Origin of the sequence: Shewanella sp. UCD-KL12, from assembly GCF_001957125.1 — a bacterium.
Classification (GTDB): Bacteria; Pseudomonadota; Gammaproteobacteria; order Enterobacterales; family Shewanellaceae; genus Shewanella.
The window spans coordinates 217,386-234,341 of sequence record NZ_MPHJ01000007.1; the positions used below are offsets into that span (position 1 = coordinate 217,386).

Annotated in this window: 15 protein-coding genes; 9 read left to right on the top strand and 6 right to left on the bottom strand. The window is 45.5% G+C overall.

The features are described 5' to 3' along the window. Positions 1 to 86 precede the first annotated feature (86 nt). From menE to menD, 4 genes are read right to left on the bottom strand one after another with little or no spacing between them, the layout of a single operon-like run. On the bottom strand, positions 87 to 1,526 hold the full coding sequence (gene menE / locus BM736_RS14455) for an o-succinylbenzoate--CoA ligase (RefSeq protein WP_076413417.1): 1,440 nt from the start codon (positions 1,524 to 1,526) through the stop codon (positions 87 to 89). 10 nt (positions 1,527 to 1,536) lie between these two features. Then, on the bottom strand, positions 1,537 to 2,610 hold the full coding sequence (gene menC, locus BM736_RS14460; protein WP_076413419.1) for an o-succinylbenzoate synthase: 1,074 nt from the start codon (positions 2,608 to 2,610) through the stop codon (positions 1,537 to 1,539). Further along, positions 2,607 to 3,389: a 2-succinyl-6-hydroxy-2,4-cyclohexadiene-1-carboxylate synthase gene (gene menH, locus BM736_RS14465; protein WP_076413421.1), complete on the bottom strand. Its 783-nt coding sequence runs from the start codon at positions 3,387 to 3,389 to the stop codon at positions 2,607 to 2,609. The genes menC and menH overlap by 4 nt, the downstream gene beginning before the upstream one ends. After that, positions 3,389 to 5,098 (bottom strand): 2-succinyl-5-enolpyruvyl-6-hydroxy-3-cyclohexene-1-carboxylic-acid synthase, encoded by a 1,710-nt coding sequence (menD, locus tag BM736_RS14470; RefSeq protein WP_076413423.1) that lies wholly within the window; start codon positions 5,096 to 5,098, stop codon positions 3,389 to 3,391. Before menD ends, menH begins: the two co-directional genes overlap by 1 nt. A 796-nt stretch (positions 5,099 to 5,894) precedes the next feature. Between menD and BM736_RS14475 the strand changes: the two genes are divergently transcribed. The 6 genes from BM736_RS14475 to BM736_RS14500 are packed head-to-tail and all read left to right on the top strand — an operon-like array spanning position 5,895 to position 13,220. Further along, positions 5,895 to 6,797 carry a DmsE family decaheme c-type cytochrome gene (locus BM736_RS14475; RefSeq protein WP_076413532.1) on the top strand — a complete coding sequence of 301 codons (903 nt, stop codon included), beginning with the start codon at positions 5,895 to 5,897 and terminating at the stop codon, positions 6,795 to 6,797. A gap of 14 nt (positions 6,798 to 6,811) precedes the next feature. Beyond that, complete coding sequence (locus tag BM736_RS14480) at positions 6,812 to 8,821, top strand: MtrB/PioB family decaheme-associated outer membrane protein (RefSeq protein ID WP_076413424.1); 2,010 nt, start codon at positions 6,812 to 6,814, stop codon at positions 8,819 to 8,821. 23 nt (positions 8,822 to 8,844) lie between these two features. After that, the gene (locus BM736_RS14485; protein ID WP_076413426.1) at positions 8,845 to 11,361 is read left to right on the top strand and encodes a DMSO/selenate family reductase complex A subunit; all 2,517 of its coding nucleotides are present in this window, start codon (positions 8,845 to 8,847) and stop codon (positions 11,359 to 11,361) included. Between the two features lie 14 nt (positions 11,362 to 11,375). After that, positions 11,376 to 12,053 carry a DMSO/selenate family reductase complex B subunit gene (locus tag BM736_RS14490; protein WP_076413428.1) on the top strand — a complete coding sequence of 226 codons (678 nt, stop codon included), beginning with the start codon at positions 11,376 to 11,378 and terminating at the stop codon, positions 12,051 to 12,053. 45 nt (positions 12,054 to 12,098) lie between these two features. Beyond that, positions 12,099 to 12,758 (top strand): molecular chaperone, encoded by a 660-nt coding sequence (locus BM736_RS14495; protein ID WP_076413430.1) that lies wholly within the window; start codon positions 12,099 to 12,101, stop codon positions 12,756 to 12,758. 9 nt (positions 12,759 to 12,767) lie between these two features. Continuing rightward, on the top strand, positions 12,768 to 13,220 hold the full coding sequence (locus tag BM736_RS14500) for a hypothetical protein (protein WP_076413432.1): 453 nt from the start codon (positions 12,768 to 12,770) through the stop codon (positions 13,218 to 13,220). A gap of 32 nt (positions 13,221 to 13,252) precedes the next feature. Here BM736_RS14500 and BM736_RS14505 read toward each other — a convergent pair whose 3' ends face one another. Next, positions 13,253 to 13,681: an Lrp/AsnC family transcriptional regulator gene (locus tag BM736_RS14505; protein ID WP_076413534.1), complete on the bottom strand. Its 429-nt coding sequence runs from the start codon at positions 13,679 to 13,681 to the stop codon at positions 13,253 to 13,255. Between the two features lie 121 nt (positions 13,682 to 13,802). Here BM736_RS14505 and BM736_RS14510 point away from each other — a divergent pair, with 121 nt between their 5' ends. From BM736_RS14510 to BM736_RS14520, 3 genes are all read left to right on the top strand, one after another. Next, positions 13,803 to 14,024 (top strand): hypothetical protein, encoded by a 222-nt coding sequence (locus BM736_RS14510; RefSeq protein WP_143562400.1) that lies wholly within the window; start codon positions 13,803 to 13,805, stop codon positions 14,022 to 14,024. Positions 14,025 to 14,060: 36 nt separating this feature from the next. After that, a complete protein-coding gene (gene yjeH / locus BM736_RS14515) occupies positions 14,061 to 15,326 on the top strand; it encodes an L-methionine/branched-chain amino acid transporter (RefSeq protein WP_076413436.1) in 1,266 nt (421 codons plus the stop codon). A gap of 181 nt (positions 15,327 to 15,507) precedes the next feature. Continuing rightward, positions 15,508 to 16,332: an HDOD domain-containing protein gene (locus BM736_RS14520; RefSeq protein WP_076413438.1), complete on the top strand. Its 825-nt coding sequence runs from the start codon at positions 15,508 to 15,510 to the stop codon at positions 16,330 to 16,332. Between the two features lie 91 nt (positions 16,333 to 16,423). On the opposite strand, the gene BM736_RS14525 is transcribed toward BM736_RS14520, so the two are convergent. Beyond that, a complete protein-coding gene (locus BM736_RS14525) occupies positions 16,424 to 16,873 on the bottom strand; it encodes a TerB family tellurite resistance protein (RefSeq protein ID WP_076413440.1) in 450 nt (149 codons plus the stop codon). Positions 16,874 to 16,956: the final 83 nt, after the last annotated feature.

Below are 16,956 nucleotides of genomic sequence, written 5' to 3' on the forward strand. Positions count from 1 at the left end.
GGTTTTTTTGTATATGGATATACTTATCCCCGATCGCAGGGACAGCGATTGAGGGGATTTATGTCTGGAACATTAATGGCTAGAACCTAGTTCCTAGGCACGAGTTTCTGGGATTTTAAAACTTCCTCTATTACCTGCTTACGTGAGACCTTTAGGCTGTTGCTTTCAATTTCTGGCCAAGAGTAATAGTGGCGAGGACGCTTAAAGCGTGCAGCATGTTGGCAGACTAGCGCTTCATACTCGTGTATAGCACTAAGGTTACCTTTAACGATTGCCGCTGGCAGATTGCCAAATTCATCATCAGCCTGAGGGAAGACAATTGCATCTTCAACTTGAGGGTGCAGTTTTAGAATCGCCTCTATCTCTTCTGGTTGAATATTCTCCCCACCGCAGATAAACATGTTGTCACTGCGACCTAAGATCTGAAGGTTACCATCGCTATTCCACTCACCACGATCTTTAGTATTGAACCAGCCATCGGCGTCGAGTGGCCGTTCTATCAGTGTGTGCTCAGTGGTACCGGGCTTGAGATAACCTAAAAATAGTGTTTCTCCCTTAACGAGAATATTATCCTTCACAATTTTAAGCTGGCGGCCTGGCAGTAGTTTGCCACTGCTACCGTCTGATTTGGCAAAGCCTGTGGTGATCTGTGAGCCCATCTCGGTCATGCCGTAACTGGTGTAACTGACAACTCCTAACTCTGCTAGTTTGCTAAGTAGGTTTTGCGGGATTGCACCGCCACCGAGCAGCAGGGCTTTGACTCTTTTCAGGCTACTGGCATCTTGCTCCAATAATCTAACAAGTTGAGTTGAAACCAAGGAGAGGTGAGAGATATCATCTCGTGAAACTTGCTGGGCGAGTGGGGTGTGCTTGTCTTCGAGTACCAGAGTTGCACCAGCTAAGGTACAGCGATTGATTATGGCTAATCCGCCAATATGAAATATGGGCAGGCTCAATAACCAATGGTCACCTAGCTGAAGTGGGATTAATGTACGAGAGCCTTTAGCACTGGCAATGTGATTACTTAGGCTGTGCACAGCAGCTTTTGGGAAGCCACTGCTGCCTGAGGTGAGAATAATATTTGCCGGCTGCTGAGTATCGATGACTTGTGGTTTTTTCTCGCTAAAAAGCGCCGGGCTTGAGAAGGATAATTGAAGTGAAGTGGCTGTTAGCTGTTCACTGTTTAGCTCGGGTGCCCAAATCGCATTGAGGTGATACTTCTCAGTGAGTTGGTTTATCTGGGTTAAAGGAAAACGCGGAGAGAGAGGGCAAAATAACACTCCTTGATCGATACAGGCCCAATAAAGCACAATCAATTCAGCTGAGTTTTTGCCGATACAAGCGAGCTTGTCTCCAGGAGCCAGTCCCGCTGATATGAGCTGTTGGCCTACAGAAATAACACATTGGCTGAGCGTTCGATAATCTAGCTGTTTTCGAGCCCCTTGAGCATGCCAGTTAATAGCTAGTGCTTTGGGGTGCGCCTGTGCTGCCTGATGTACTGGAGAGAGTGAATCACTGTAACTCATAAGCGCTCCATTACTTAGCAGATTTTATTTCAGTGAGCTGGTTAAGTGTGAGGCGGCGCTCTTTTCCGGAGTCAATAAGCAGATCTTGACTAAATGCCCCTAAGGTATCTAGCCCTGGCAGCTCATCTGGTGTGATGATGCGGCTTAACTTAGCCAAAGCTTCAATGCCTAAACTGCCCTCTAAGCCAGAGCTTAAAATGGTACGCACACCATGATGATCCGCTTGGCTTTGTAACGCTTGTAATCTATCAATAGTACCTAGCAGCATAGGCTTGATAACAAGCGCTGTTAAACCTGGCTGCATACTAAATTGATAACTTGGGTCATTGAGTGTTTCATCGAGTGCCCAAGGTATTTCAATAGCGTTGAAAAGCGCGCTATTGTCTTGATGATTAATGCATGGCTCCTCAATATATTCTACCGAAGCCAGTGGAATACAGGCTGCGAATTCGATGGCTTGCTCTAAGGTAAATCCACGGTTGGCATCTAACCTGAGCTTGAGATCGGGCCTTATGGCTAACACCTGATGAACTAGCCTGATCTCCTCCTCTAATGAGGTTTGAGCCACTTTTACCTTTACCGAGTGGGTATGCAGAGGCAGTGAGCGTATGCGTTCATTGAGTGTTTCTGTACCCTCGTCAGCAGCGCGATAGATGAGTGGCACGGATTTGAGGTTACGCAATGGAAGGCTGTGACCATCAAGTTGGCCAGCTAATTTTGCATGGAGTAAGCTAAGTCCGAATGCGAGTGATGGATAAAGGCTAGTTTCTGCAGCATCAAGCAGATGCGCGATTGGCTTACCGATAAAGGCATCAAGCATGCTTTCAAGTTTATCGCTGACAAGCTGTAGGCTCTCCTTACTAAACCCTTGAAGTGGACAGCCGTCAATATCAATGCCTGAGAGAGGCGATATCTCAACCTGCTCTGAGCGTGTATTGGCCTCATTGTGCTCATCTTCAGCAACTTGAGTGGCTTCGACACTGAGTACTAAGCCACTGCGCGTTTCAATTCGCTGCTTACCCACAGGAAGTAGTCTATCTAAGGGAATTTTATAGGCGTAAAGCTGTGCAGAGGAGATGATCATTTAGCATTCTCGGTTAGTTGCTTTATCAGTTGATGGCAAAACTCACGTGGGGCTGCCAGATGGACATTATGCCCAGCATGATTAAATTGGTGTACTTTAATAGATGATTGCGTTTGCCACTTAAGGGCTACATTTAAGAATTTGCTGTCATCGTTACCGACATAGTAGTGACAAGGAGCTGAGAGCTGATTGGGTACTTGCCAAAGTTCGCCCTGTACGGCAAGTGAAGTCGGCAGATAGATTGACTGCAGAGCTTGTGGATCATTGTTACTGCGTTTATCTATAAGTGACTGTCTGGCTGAGGCTGAGAGCTCAGCAAAAACCCCTTGCTGATACCACTTGGTAAGAAATACCTCTATTGATTGCGAGGCCAGCTTATCGTTCCACTTGCTGTCATTCTTGATGCGGATATCTTTATCTTTGCTAGAGATAAGTCCTGGATGGGCTGATTCAATATTAAGGCTTAAGAGATGTTGAGGAAATAGCTCTGCCATATGCAAAGAGATACGGCCGCCAAGTGAATAACCCAGTAGGTGATAATACTCAATATCAAGTTGAAGCAAAGTCTGCTGTATTGCATTAGCTACTTGCGCAAAACCGGGTGTATTCAAGCTTAATATTGGGCTGTCACCATGACCCGGTAGATCGACACAGACGCAATAAAACGTTTGAGTCAGCTCTGGAAGCAGTTGTTGCCAATCCTCTTTATTGCCCAGAAATCCATGTAGCATGACTAGAGTTGGATTATTGCAATCACCATGAGTGGAGAGAGATAGCATCAGTTTTGTTTAACCCATGAGGCGAGTTTAGCTATCTGACTACTCGCTTGATCTTGGGCTATGCTGACCTCTATCACTGAGGCTCCATCATAACTAAGGGCATCGAGATAGGCTTCTTTAAAGCTTTCAATATCATCGACCTGATTATAAGGCAGGCCGAACATAGCTGCGCCATAGCCAAACTCTAATCCGTGTGCGAGTCGATAGTATTCGCTTCTGAGTTTCTCATCGGGAACGGGCAGTAGGTTAAAGATGTTGCCGCCATCATTGTTTAATATGACTACCACAAAAGGGCTGGCTACCGTGCGCGCTATAGCAAGGGAATTAAGATCATGCAGTGCAGATATGTCACCAATGACTAAGGTGGTCGCTAACCCTTTATGCATGGCGACACCAGAAGCGGTGGCTAGTAGGCCATCGATACCCGAGGCGCCGCGGTTAGTGTAAGTCACACCTTGCTCTGGAGTGATTGGGGCAAACATATCGTATAGGCGTACAGGTAAGCTGTTACCTATAAAGAGTTGTTGAGTCTTTTGCTGAGCCTTTGCGATTGTGCGAATGACTAGCGCTTCACCGAATTCACCATTATCTATCTGTTGCTGAAACAGTGTCTCAAGTTTGTCATTGAGTTGGATTAGCTCTAGCGCCCAATTCACTTCAGAGGAACGTGGCCAAGGCTGAGAAGCGAATGTTGCTAGCTCGCAATGCCATACTTGCTTAGCACTATGGCTGGGGTCTAGACGAGTTTGATGAGGTAATACCTGCCAATAACTCTTCCACTTCTGCTCTGCAAGATAAGTCATCAGCCTTTTAGAGAGTAGGCGTCCACCAAAGATAAGCACACGCTCCGCCTGCTGCAGAATAGCTTTCGCTTTTGGGTGATGCAGAAGCTGATCGATATTGCCTATGGCACTTGGGTGCTGTCTCAGTTGAGACTGGGCATCTGTTAATAGCGGCCAACCAAGCTTTTGTGACAAGAGTACTAATGCTTCAGGACACTCTTCTGGCGCAAGGGTTCCTGCGATGATCACCCCTTTACCGTGGACAAAACGCGCTAAACCATCCTGGCTCGGCAAACTTTGCTGTTTAGCGTGGCCGTATTGCACGTAAGGATGAGAGGCATGCTGCCAATTTCCAAGTGTGCTGAGGTACTTGGTAAAGTTGGCACTCATAGTCGAAGGATAAAGGGGCTCACGGTACATACAGTTGATATGAACGGGTTGAGTCTGATTGCTAATGGCATCATCTAATGTCGTGAGTAGTGCTTCTGGCCGAATTGATACCTCAGGTGTCGGCAGGTTTATCTGCTTAGCGTACTGAGCAAAAATAGCAGGTTGAATGATCGCCTGATTCGCGCCGCAATCTATAAGCTCTGGTGGTCTATCTCCGGATAAGACAATGAGAGGAACTTGGGTTAGCCATGCCTCGATAATCGCAGGATAAAGATTGGCAACCGCAGTGCCAGAGGTGGTAATTATCGCAACAGGCGCTTGGCTGGCCTTGGCTAAGCCAAGTGCCATAAAGCCTAAGCCACGTTCATCGAAATGCAGGTGCTGTTTGAGTTTTATCTGTTTTGCTGCAGCTAACGTCAAGGGCGTTGAGCGTGAGCCTGGAGCCATACATACGTGTTGTACACCAAGGCGAGCTAGCTCTTCGAGGATAAGCGTGCCCCATAACAAGTTCAGTTCAGCTGTCTTTTCGATTTGCATGGATAAATACCTGAGATTTTGTAGTCATAGTGTACCCCTATTCACTTTAAAGGAAAATAATTAGCCCTAATATCAGGCTAAGTGAAACATTAAGCGGTGACTTTTACTAAGGGGCAGGTGATGTGATGGTTTGTTGGAATAATGAGTTGTCTGTTTAATTAAAATATTAAAGAGGTAAGTGAAATGCATTAATTGTATTGTATATGGTTTTTTATATAATTAGGATTATTCAAGGATAATTGAACTTGGTTAATTATATTTTTGTTTATTTAGATGTAGAACTAAATATACATTTCTCTCAAATGTCTTATATCTAAGTTGTAGGTATTATTTAGATATTGACTGTCTAAGCATGTGTGTAGTTGCAAGTAGTGCAGTTTATAATTAATTTTAAAAAGTTTGAAGCTTATCGTTTATAGTTACATTGGTAACAATTCAACATTTAACATACTAATGCTTGTAAATTAACAATCCCCTCGTTACACATCGTTTATTTTTTTTGCATAACCTTACTATTCATATGGTTGCAGTGTTTTGATTTATGTGATGAATATTGATGGTTTATAAATATAACCTGTTTAAGTTCACAGTTTTTGTTTATTCATTGAACCTATCTCAAATTCATTTTTGACCTATTTAACAATCATAAATTAGTAGTTGTTTACCTTAGAATATTGATCATCTTAACTGGTTGGCTCCTATTCAAGTGGTGAGTTAATTGTTGTGTTAATTATGTAAGGTTCGATTAATGATCTCTCATTTCTTTAATAAGGTATTAGTTGGGGTAGCCACACTTATGTGTTTATCTCTTAGCGTAAATGCTACTCCTTGGAATCATCTACCAGGTGAACAACTTGAAAAAATATTAGTTGAAAAGTTTTCGGCGGGTGAATATTCACCGAAAGGCGCTGATTCCTGCTTGATGTGTCACCGAAAAAGCGACGCTGTAATGGCCATTTTTGATGGCACCCACGGCAAGATGAGCAATGAACAGTCACCAATGGCTGGCTTACAGTGCGAAGCTTGTCATGGCCCTCAAGGAAAGCATAACCGAGGTGGAAAAGAGCCGATGATTAGCTTTGGTCCTCAAAGCAAGTTATCAGCGAGCGCGCAAAATAGTGTATGTCAAGGTTGTCATAACGATCCTAAACAGATGGCATGGCATAGCAGTACCCATAACCTTGAAGAGATTGCATGTGCCGACTGCCATACGGTGCATAGCGCTAAAGACCCTGCTCTAGATAAGCTCAGCGTCAATGACACTTGTACTTCGTGCCATACCAAAGAGAAAGCCGATATGAACAAGCGCTCATCTCATCCTTTGAAATGGAACCAGATGACCTGTATCGATTGCCACTCTCCTCATGGCTCTATGAGTGAAAGCGCCCTGAATAAACCAACCATAAATGATACCTGTTACTCCTGTCACAGTGAAAAGCGTGGCCCTGTGTTGTGGGAGCATGCGCCAGTAACTGAGAACTGTGTTACCTGTCATAACCCTCACGGCAGCGTTAATGAAGGCATGCTTAATAGCCGTGCACCTCAGCTGTGTCAGCAGTGTCATGCTCCTGATGGTCATGCCAGCAGAGTCGTGCAAGAGCCAGGAATGGATGCGTTCGGTGGTGGTAAGAGTTGCTTAAACTGCCACAGCAAGATCCATGGTTCTAATCATCCGTCAGGCAGCCTGCTGCAGCGTTAATAGGGAGCAATATCATGAAGTTTAAACTCAATATCATTACAGTGTCGCTCCTAGCCGTATCAAGCTCGGCCATGGCGACAAACTTCGGTGTTGGTAATGCTAATACTGACTCGCTCAACATGGATAAGTATCAGTGCAAACGCTGTGTATCGACCAATGGCTACAACGGTGAGGTGACTGTCTCGGCAGGTTACAACTCTGTGGACGATATCCATGCTGGTAATGTTCTGGGAACCGCTGAAGATGGTGCAATTGCAGCCGTAAGTGGTGATATCCGTTATAAAAATGAAACTGGCTATCAAGCCCAAGTTCAAGCTCATCAGTTGGGGATGGATAATGGCTTTGCCAACCTCAAGGTGGGCAAATCTGGTCTCTATGAACTGGAGCTGGATTATCAATCGCTTAAGAGTTATCAGGCGGGCGATGTGCAGAGTCAGCTTTGGCACAACAATGGGATGTTGACTCCCAGCCCTTATACCAATGAGTTCGATCTGGCGTTAAAACGTGAGAAGTCTGCCATAGGTTTCAGTTACGGGGAGGGGATTTATAACACTTTCATCCGCTATAGCCAGGAAGATAAAACAGGCCATCAATCGACGAGTCTTGTTGCCCCAAGCCCGGTTAACTTTGGCTTACCTGTCGATGCCAGGACTAAGCAGTTAGATTCTGGCGCTTCGTTGACTGGTGATAACTGGATAACTGAGCTGAGCTACTTCGGCAGTTATTACAGTAATAACATCACAGATCTTAGTCTTCCTCACATGAATGATGTCTACTCAGCGACGCCAGATAATGAGGCCCATCAGGTGTCTCTTTCGGGTCAGTATCAGCTCAACCGCACTGTGATGAGCGGTCGCTTAGTGACTGGGCGAATGATTCAGGACGATGCGCTTATTCAGATGAGTGGCAACCCACTGCAGAGTTGGGATGGACAGATAGATACTTTAGATGGCCGGTTTGCGGTGACTTCGATGTTAAGTAACCGGCTACGTTTAGGCGGTAGTGTTGATTACAGCAAGCGAGATAACCAAAGCTCAGTATGGGAGTTCGCGCAGTATAGTTACAACGGTTTAAGCGGCGCCTTTAAGCAAAATGTGCCACAGGATATTGAACGCAATACTTATAAGGTCAATGCCAGTTATCGCATCGCCAGCGGTTACCGCCTACAAGCGGGGTACGATCGCAAAGAGATTGATCGTACCTATAGTGAACGCGAGCAGACCAATGAAGATAGCCTGTGGGCCAAGCTGAATGTCCGAGCCTTTGACAAGTTCAATGTCAATCTAAAAGCCAGCCATGGTAATCGTGGTGGCTCAGACTATGAAGTGAATCAAGTTACCTCCTCTGAAGATAATGCGCTGATGCGTAAGTACTACCTTGCGGATCGTAAACGTAATGCTGTCGAGCTAAAGGTGAATCACACGCCGCTCTCTTGGGTGAGTATCGACGTTACCGGCCGCTACGCTAAAGATGATTATGACGCTACTGAGATAGGTCTGACGGAGTCAGAAGATTTTGGTTACGACATCAACTTAAGCCTGCAGATGAGCAAACATCTGTCGGCGTATGGTTTTGCGGGTCAGCAATGGATCAACTCGGCACAAGCCGGTAGCCAGAGTTTCTCGAGCCCAGACTGGAACGCCGATATCGAAGATGAGTTTATCAACATTGGTGCTGGCTTTAGTTATGGCGGCCTGATGCAGGACCAACTCACCCTAGGTGGTGATTACCTGTTTAGCAATTCAATCAATGACACCTCGGTCGGAGGCAGCCTTGTCACGACTAATGGCAGCCAGCCATATGGTGATTACTTCTCCTATAACCACAGCGTGCGTATGTATGCCAACTATGCCTTGAGCAAGCAGATGGCATTGAAACTGAGTTATCAATATGAACGTTATTACGACACAGATGCGGCTCAAGTCGCGACCAATACTGTGCCGGGGCTAACCACGTTAGGTGAGCTTAATCATGACTATAACGCGCACCAAGTGATGTTGTCGTTTAGCTATTTGTTGCGTTAGAGCAATCGTAAGAGGAAATATTAATGGAACGTAGAAGTTTCTTAAAAATGAGTGCAGCCATGGGTTGTGCAGCAAGCGTAACAGGTTGTAAAACCAGTTCAGATGACGCCAATGTTGTACCGCCAAAGCCGCCAGTAGGTGAAGAGCAGATCACCTGGTCATCTTGCCTGGTTAACTGTGGCTCTAACTGTCCAGTTAAAGTGTTTAGTCGTGATGGTGTTATCACCCGCGTTGAAACTGACCATGACGTCGTAGATGGTGATGATATTTATCAGGTACGAGCCTGTGCTCGCGGTCGTTCATTGCGCCAGCGTACCTATGCCGTCGATCGTTTAAAAACACCGATGAAGCGTGTTGGTAAGCGCGGCGAAGGTAAGTTTGTCCCTATCAGCTGGGATGAAGCGGCTAAAACTATCGGTACTAAGCTCACCTCTGTGATTGCTGAGCATGGTAACAAGGCTATTTTCCGCAGCTACGGCTCGGGTGCTTACTATGGTTTTGCTTCTAATGCCTGTTTTAACCGTCTGTTTAACCTTAATGGCGGTTGCCTTAATGCCTATGGAAACTACTCTTGGGCGCAACAGATGGAAGCGGCTAAGCATACCTTCGGTACGGGGAGTACTTCGGGTTCATCGACGGTGACTCTGGCAAACAGTGATTTCCTATTAGGTGTGGCTTATAACCCAAGTGAGATCCGTCAGTCGGGTTCAGGCGAAGGTTATGACTACCTTAAAGCACTGCAGAAAAGTAACGGTCTGAAAGTGGTGATGCTCGATCCTCGCTATACAGATTCTATGCTAGGTAAAGAGTCTAAGTGGTTACCAATCCGTCCAGGTACCGATGCAGCCTTTGCTGAAGCGATTGCTTACCAGATGATCAGTTCAGGTTGGGTTGATAATAACTCACTTAACTTCATCAATAAGTATGCAGTAGGTTTCGATGCTGCTTCGATTGCGCAGCAAAAAGAGATTTTTGCTTCCAGCGGTGATGCCACTAAGCAAGAATACGCTAAGGTGATGAAGCCTGAAGAGAACTATCGTGATTATATTTTAAGTCAGGGTATATACGCCGATCAGCCGTTAAAAACGCCTGAATGGGCAGAAAATATCACCGGTATCCCAGCGGCTCAGTTTGGGCAGATTGCTACCGACCTACAAAATGCTCAAGCGCCATACATCGTTGTTGGCGCTGGTGTTAACCGTCAGGCTAACGGTGAGCAAAGCATGCGCGCTCTGTATATGCTGTCGGTATTAACAGGCAAGTTAGGTACCTTAGGTTCATCGAACGGTGAGCTACCGTTTATGAGCAGTATGTCACGCTCAGGTATTCCTGCAGGTAGCAACCCAGTAAAAGAGAGCATCTCATTCTTTACTTGGTCTGAAGCTATCCACAACGGCGAAACGATGACGGCACGTAGTCATGGTGTTCGCGGTACAGATGATTTAGACGCGCCGCTAGGTACCAATATTAAGGTCATCATCTCAGCATCAGACAGCTCACTGCTGAACCAGCATGCCGAGATCAATAACACCGCTAAGATCTTAGAAGATGAAACAGGTGTTGAGCTGATTGTCAGTTGTGATTGCTGGATGACGCCGGGGGCAAAATTTGCCGATATCATTCTGCCAGATACTAGCTGGTTAGAGTCAAATGACTTAGTGAATGATAGCTACGCATCAGGTGCGCTGGGTTATATCACCGCGATGAAGTCAGCGATTGAGCCTATGTGGGACTGTAAGTCTATGTATGAGGCGGCAGCATTAATTGCTAAATACATGGGTTGTGAAGCTGAGTTTACCGAAGGTAAAACCGAAGAGCAGTGGCTTGAGGAGCTGTATCAAAAGACCAGAGATAACAGCAACAACTTAGGCGTTGTACCAGCATTCCCTGCGACCTATAAAGAGGCGCAAGAGGTCGGCTTCTTCCGTAAGAACATGAATGACAATCATGTTGCCCTAGAAAGCTATATCAAAGGTGGAACAGCCCTATCGACCCCAAGTGGCAAGATTGAGATCTATTCAGCCGAGCTTGCATGGCGCGCTGCTAACTGGGATCAAGAGGCGACCACTGACGTTAAGGGTGACACCATCACAGCTATTCCTCAGTACACAGTCACTTGGGATGGTTATGAAGATGAAGACACTAGCACCGATTACCCTATTCAGTTAGCGGGTTATCACACTAAGGGTCGCACCCACTCTAGTTATCATAATGTCCCTTGGCTGCGTGAAGCGGTAGAAGATGCCGTTTGGGTTAATCCAATGGATGCCGCTGAGAACGGGTTAAGTTCTGGCGATAAAATTGAGATGTACAACGAGCGTGGTTCGATTGCCGTCAAGGTCCGTATTACGCCACGTGTGGCACCTGGGGTGTTTGCATTAGGTCAAGGTGCTTGGTTTAACCCAGGCAATACCGTTGGCAGCACAGGTCACATCATAGATGAAGGCGGGGCGATCAATACACTTACTCGCTATCAGCCAAGCCCAGTTGCTAAAGGCAATCCACAGCACACCAACCGTGTTGCCATTAAAAAGATTTAAGAGACTCGTTAATTATGACTCAACCAACTCAATATGGTTTTTATGTAGACAGCACTAAGTGCACTGGCTGTAAAGCATGTCATGTGTCTTGCAAAGACCGTCAAAGCAATGAAATTCGTAATAATAGCAACCCAGAGGGTAATACCCTGCCTGCACTTGAAGGCGTAACTTGGCGCCGTGTATATGAGTATGGCGGCGGAGAGTGGACCAAAGGTAACAATGGCTGTTTTGAGCAAAACGTATTTGCTTACTATATGTCTATTGGCTGTAACCACTGCTCTGAGCCAGTATGTGTTAAAGCTTGTCCGACGGGCGCTATGCATAAGCGTCGTGAAGATGGCCTAGTACATGTAGCTTCTGAGCTGTGTATTGGCTGTGAGAGCTGTGCTCGTGCTTGCCCGTATGATGCACCGCAAATAGATCGTGAACGTAAGGTGATGACTAAGTGTGATGGCTGTTTCGAACGAATTGCCGATGGTCGTAAGCCTGTATGTATCGAGTCTTGCCCACTACGAGCACTGGATTTCGATACTATGGATAACCTGCGTGCTAAGTATGGCGATGGTGACGGGCATATTGCGCCGCTACCTTCACCTTCAATCACTTCGCCTAACTTGATTATCAAGGCAAACGTCAATGGCCGCCCAGCTGGCAGCGGTGAAGGACAGATCTTAAACTTATCGGAAGTTTAATTGTTTATGGCGCCCATAGGGCGCCATTTTTAATGAGATGTAATTGTGATATCAGATAGCGTAAATACTTATTCAGAGCTGCAGGCTATTTCACGAGTGCTGCATAATGTTTTATTGGATTACCCCTGTGAAGCTTCGATTGACAGTTTTGCTGAAAATAAACTCGGTGAGACCTGGCCTGAACTAACCAAATCTAATGAGAATCAGCAGGGGAGAGCGCTGCTTAATGGTTTTCTGGCAAAGTGGAACGCTGAGCAGATTAATGAGTTAAAACTGGATTACGGTCAGCTGTTTTTTGGCCCAGGAGAGCCAGCAGCAATGCCGTGGGGCTCAGTATATCTAGGTGAAGAGCAGTTGCTGAATGATAAGTCTACCGTTGCCTTGATGGCGTTTTATAAAGCGAACGGGATTAGCTTTGAGTTAGCACATAAGCAACCACTGGATCATATTGCCCTTTTTTATGCTGTGATCGATCAGTTGTTAGGTCAGCTAATCACAGAGCCAGATAATAAAGCTGCGCAAGACACTTTGGTGATCTTAATACAGCAACATATGCTGCCTTGGTCAGGGCGCTGCTTAGCGCTAGCTGTTGAGCATGCACAAACCGATTTTTATAAAGGTATCGCTTTGTTGGCATTGGATTTTCAAGCTGAATTAACTTCAGAGTTTAACATTATCCCTGTCGCCACTCGTTTATTTAAGTAAGGAAATGTCATGGGGGTGATCGCTGCTGTAGGCACGCAATGGGAAAAGGCAGAATTTGCTAAGCACCTTAGAGAGTTCTTTGCTGAAGACTTAGAGTTAAGGGAGCTGTTTAGTGGTGCAACAAATATAGAAACGCTCACTCATGTGATAGCTGCTCTGATTGAAGATAAAGAAAAGCTTCAACTAGTTAAAAATAATCTACATAGTGAGTCTGTGTTCTTACTTCTGTTTGATTGTTATCTGCTGTTGTTTATAAAGGAGTTAGAGCATGGAGGGCTCTCCCAAGCAGAGCATCTGACTATTCAAGTTAGCAGGCGATATGCTCAAACAATGCAAAAAGAGAGCAGCGATCCTAAGGTATTGAATATGGCTGAGAGACTGATTCTATCAGCTAAACAGTTAGACTCACTTCACCTTGGCAGAAGAAGTAGTCAAAGGAATATGGGAGCTGCTACTCGTTAATGCAAATTAGCTGCTTTTGGAAGGCTAATTCGCTAACCCTGATTATCAATCCACTCACTCATCACCACATGGGTTTTTAATTTGATGATATCGGTTTGAGCATCAATATGTTCACGGATCTCATGCAGGCGCTTCATTGAGGAAGCTTGTACATACACCAGCAAGTCCATGTCGCCAGTGATACCGCGGCAGGTGATGACTTCAGGAATCGCTTGAAACACATGGACGACATCGGCACAACGGGGACATCTGTGTTGGATCTCGAAATAAGCTGACACCCCCTCTTTTTGTGATTCACTGAGTAGCACTTGATAGCCGCGGATGATACCTGTGTGTTCGAGCTTTTTAATTCGTTCAGATACCGCTGAGCGAGATAGATTCACCGCTTCTGAGATATGTGACACGCTCTGTCTGGCGTCAATTCTGAGCTCGGCAATAATGGCTTTATCGAACTTGTCCAGTTTATCCATCTGTGCTCCTCTCCTATGTATAGTGTTGACCGGTGTTAGCAAGGTGCACTTCACGAGCAGCACTTTACTTGTGGAAGTTCAAACACTAACCCCCTTAAGCGACACCTTACAAATGATATCAAACGAACAAATTGACGGTATAAGTCTCAATGGCCGTCATTTTGTCGGTATTCTTGTCGAAATCACAGAGCAAGTCCGACAGTTTGACCAATTGGCTAAGTCTATACTAATGCAACATATTCCAATAGTGGTGTGGCGTAGTGAGCATTATTTTTACAAGTGTTCAGGCGATAAAAAATGTGGTGTGTACAGACACTTTGAAGGTGTTTGCTGAGCTGAAGTAGAGATGCATTAATAGGATGTGGTGAAAATGGATCAAGTGAAAGGAACAATTGGGCGTTGGCAGGGAGCAGGGCTCATGGCGACAACCTTACTAGGGACTGGGGTATTTATTCTTCCTCAGATGACGATTGCTATTGCGGGTAGTGGTGCCTTAATTGCGTGGTTATTACTGACGTTGGCGATTATTCCAGTGACCTTAGTTTTTGGTCGTCTAGCTGGCGCTTTTCCCCATGCCGCAGGTCCCGCCTATTTTGTAGAGAAGGCATTTGGTCGTACTGCAGGTAGGACGATTGGCTTGATATTCCTCCTCGTTGTTCCTTTAGGGGCGCCAGCTGCGATCTTGATGACCTTTCAATTTGTTGAAGCTTTGATTCCGATATCTGGTTGGAGTGAGGTAGGTGTACAGCTTGGCTTCTTGGTCATGCTCTTTTTGCTCAACTTTCGGGGAATTCACATTTCAGCTAAGTTGCAATTTGCGCTGACGCTCGCCATCGTTTCTGTTGTGGTGTTGATGTTTGGGGCGGGTGGATTAAGCCTAGATAGGTTGGCCTTGATCTCCCATAAGGCGGGTACTGAGTCAGATTTAATTATGGCAGCTGCGGGTATCGCTTTTTGGAGTTTTCTCGGTATTGAGGCCATGACTCACTTGGCTAACGACTTTAAAGAGCCGAAGAGAGATATGATCCCTGCCATGATGATAGGGACGGTATTAGTCGGCGTAGTGTATCTAGCCTGTACCGGATTACTACTGCTGACAGAGGCTGATATGAGCAGTGGGCTAGCTATGGTGGTGACTTTCGATAACTTATTAGGGGGTTATGGCGCTGAGATTATCGGAATTTTAGGTATTGCTGGTGGGTTAGCCACAGTTAATGTTTATACCGCGAGTGTTTCTAGGTTGGTATGGAGTTTTAGTCGTGAAGGTATATTGCCAAATTATTTTGATTCTCTGAACCAGTTTCAGGTGCCAGTGAGAGCGCTGTCCGCCGTGTTATTGGCAATGGCTGTGGTCATAGTGATGACCTATTTGCTTGGGCAGGAGTTAGAGCATCTGATTGCTTGGACAAATGGTGTGTTTGTTATTATTTACCTGATGTCTATGCTAGCTGCAGCTAAACTACTGAGTAAGCGATACCTGCCTCTTGTTGGCCTTGGTAGTCTTTTTTGTATTGTGATGGGCATAGCGCTTGGGTGGAACATGCTCTACGCCGTGATGATGACATTGATTGTTGCGCCTATCTTGTGGTGGCAGAAGAGTCACCTACTCAGTAAGCAGAAACTGCAAGCGGCATAGCCTTAAGAGGAGAAGTCGGCTTTGACCGTTAAGTGAAAGGTAAGGCCGCTAATAAGCTTGGAGGATCATGCTTATTTCGCACAACAATACGGGCAGTATTTGATGAGCGAAAGCTCTGCAGTTATTTAATTTGTGTCCTATATTTCTAACTCATAGTTACAGATTATTGCGGAGAAATAGAATGGATTCAGCTGCATTACTCAGTCATATCGATGAGTTACCACGTTTACCTAAGGCGGTCAGTGAGCTATTAGATCTTGTCAATAACGACGGTGCTTCAGTCGCCGATATCACTGAGAAGATCTCTCATGACCCTCTTGTTAGCGCCAGAATATTACGTTTAGTGAACTCTGCGCATTATGGGCGCAGCAGAGAAGTTGGCTCTATTGATGAGGCGGTAGTTCGATTGGGGATGCAAACCCTCAGAACCTTAGTGATAGCCTCTGCCGTTATTGGCGCGGTACCCACGATTGCAGGTATCGAACTCGGAGAGTTTTGGGGGCAGACTTTTGAGGTTTCTCTGTATGGTCAAGAGCTCGCGAAGCGCTCCGATACGCCTGCTGATACTGCTTTTACCTGCGGTATTTTACATGATATTGGCGACCTACTCATTGCAACGATAGAGCCTGATAAGTCAGTCAAAATTCGTGAGGCTGTGGAGCGTGGTGAAAATAAGTGTCAGGTAGAGCGAGATATATTGGGTTACGAGTCGCCTGAGGTTGCCGCATTGCTGGCTAAAAACTGGAAATTCTCCTCTGAACTCGTTCAAGGGATAAAATATCAAAACCACCCAGAGCAAGCTGACCCTTATTCGAAACAGGCGGCACTGTTAGCCCTATCCCATATGATTATTGATGATTGGGACTTGATTGATGAAAATGAGAGAACAAGCTGGTTGTCTCAACAGGCGATCTCTCTTGGTCTGAAGATGGAAGTCGATGGACTGCAGGATAAAATTGAGTCGCTCAGGGGAAAAGGTTTTGATATCGCAAAACAGCTAACTTAGCCGTTAAAGTTTAGTCGTTATAGTTTCAGGAGAGTACGTCGGTGCTCTCCTTTGTTCTTTTTTATCGTCTAACTACCAGCAGAATTGAATGCTACTGACTCTCAATAGCAAGATTACGCATCTGTATCAGTTCGCTGTGCTTTAAATAGAGCAGTTCTGAAACTCTTCTAATAATTTGATCTTCATATTGGCAAAGTTGGCCATCTGCATAAGCCATTTTCCACATCGACAGTATCAATTTCTGCTTTTGCTCAACACTGCATTGCTCATTAATCTCTTTGGTAAACTCATAAAGGGACGTGGAGTCACCCTGAATCTTTTTCGCTTCAGCAATGAGTTCATTGGCTTCAGCGAGTGTTAGAGAAAATGAGTTGGTAAGCAGCTCAGGAAGTAGACTCGCTTCCTCATCTTCTAATGTCTCATCTGCAAAAACGACTTCAAGCAGTAAGCTTACAGAGGCTAACTTGAGTTGATGGGCCTTCTCTTCAGGAGAAACAGCTTGGGAGTGTGAATTAAGAAATTGTTTTAGTTTGGCCAGCATCTATTTACCTACTAAATGATTGAGTGAGCATCAACTCTTAGAGTGACGCTGAACGGAAGAGTTCCAATATGAGTCAGATCGTA